Consider the following 1,481-nt stretch of genomic DNA (forward strand, 5'->3'; position numbering starts at 1 on the left):
ACCTACGGGATCGAGGACCTGACCGCCGGCCGCGAACTGCGCGCCGCCCTGGCCCAGTTGGAGGGCGCGTCGGACGTCTGGCTGGTTCCCTCGGGGCTGGCCGCCGTCACCGTGCCCCTGACCGCCCTGCTGAGGCCCGGCGATCAGGTCCTGACCACGGACGCCCTGTACGGCCCCAGCCGCCGCTTCCTGCACCGCCACCTGAAGCCGCGCGGGATCGATACCGCCTTCCACGCCGCCGACGCCTCCACGGACCGGATCTTGTCCACCCTGACCGACCGCACCCGCGTGCTGCTGATCGAATCGCCGGGCTCCCTGACCTTCGACATGGCCGATGTCCCGGCGCTCGCCGCCGCCTGTCGGGCGCGAGGCGTCCTGACCGTCATGGACAACACCTGGGGCGCGGGTCTGGCCTTCAAGCCGCTGGCGCACGGCGTCGACGTCAGCGTCCAGGCCCTGACCAAGTATGCGGGGGGGCACTCTGACCTGCTGATGGGGTCCATCGCCGTGGTGGACGACGCCGTCGGCAAGCCCATCTTCGAAACCCTTGAGGACAACGGCTGGCGGGTCACCTCGGACGACGCCTGGCTGGCGTTGAGGGGGCTGCGCACCCTGCCCCTGCGCTATGCCGAACAGGCCCGTTCGGCCGGCGTCGTGGCCGACTGGCTGCTGGCCCGGCCCGAGGTCGCCGAGGTGCTGTGGCCCGCCCTGCCCGGTTCGCCCGCCCACGCCCTGTGGAAACGCGACTACACCGGCGCCGCCTCCCTGTTCGGGGTCGTGATGCAGGGCGGGACCGAAGCCGCCGCCCACGCCCTGATGGCGGCGTTGCACCTGTTCGGCCTCGGATACTCCTGGGGCGGGTTCGAAAGCCTGATCACCCATGAGACCGGCCAGCTGTCGATGCGCGCCTCGCCGCCGGCGCCGGCGGGCCAACTGCTGCGCCTGCATGTCGGGCTGGAGGATCCGGCGGACCTGATCGCCGACCTGGAGGCCGGTCTCGCGGCCTGGCGGGCGGCGCTTTAGGGTTTCGCGCGCCACGTCTTCTCCGGGAGCGATGGACCCTTTTCCCCCGGCATCCGTTTCCGTGGTCCCGACGGACCGGGCGGCTCCCGGCCGCGCGCCTCGGCCGGAGCGTTCGATGGCCCGCGATCCCTATATCTTCCGCAGAAGCTGGACCCTGACGGTCTGGTCCTGCCTCGGCGCGCTGGCGGTCATGACCTTGCTGTTTGTCGTCATCTACCAGACCCGGGGCGGCGATCCGGCCGACAGGGCCGCCCTCGAAGCGCGTCAGGTCCAGGCCGTCGCGGCCATGGATCAGGCCCAGGCCGCCGCGGACGCCCGACAGGCCGCCGCGCGCGCGGAACAGGAAAAGCTGCTGTACTAATGTAGGTGGCGCGCCCAGCAGGACTCGAACCTGCAACCGTCCGCTTAGAAGGCGGGTGCTCTATCCGGTTGAGCTATGGGCGCCCGATGGGGCGGAA

General features: G+C 71.4%; 2 protein-coding genes and 1 tRNA gene. 2 read left to right on the forward strand and 1 reads right to left on the reverse strand.

The genetic code is table 11. The features are described from left to right. Both metC and Q0C81_RS01230 read left to right on the forward strand, forming a co-directional pair. On the forward strand, positions 1-1,023 hold a 1,023-nt coding region (gene metC, locus Q0C81_RS01225), incomplete at its 5' end, for a cystathionine beta-lyase (RefSeq protein ID WP_291832443.1). Between the two features lie 115 nt (positions 1,024-1,138). Continuing rightward, complete coding sequence (locus Q0C81_RS01230; RefSeq protein WP_291832444.1) at positions 1,139-1,384, forward strand: hypothetical protein; 246 nt, start codon at positions 1,139-1,141, stop codon at positions 1,382-1,384. Positions 1,385-1,390: 6 nt separating this feature from the next. Here the strand turns inward: Q0C81_RS01230 and Q0C81_RS01235 are convergent. Further along, a tRNA-Arg gene (locus Q0C81_RS01235) sits at positions 1,391-1,467 on the reverse strand. Positions 1,468-1,481: the final 14 nt, after the last annotated feature.

The organism is Brevundimonas sp. (assembly GCF_023259385.1).
GTDB lineage: Bacteria > Pseudomonadota > Alphaproteobacteria > Caulobacterales > Caulobacteraceae > Brevundimonas.

Coding starts and splice junctions, on each gene's coding strand:
- Q0C81_RS01230 (WP_291832444.1), top strand. CDS start 1,139: ATGGCCCGCGATCCCTATATCTTCCGCAGAAGCTGGACCCTGACGGTC.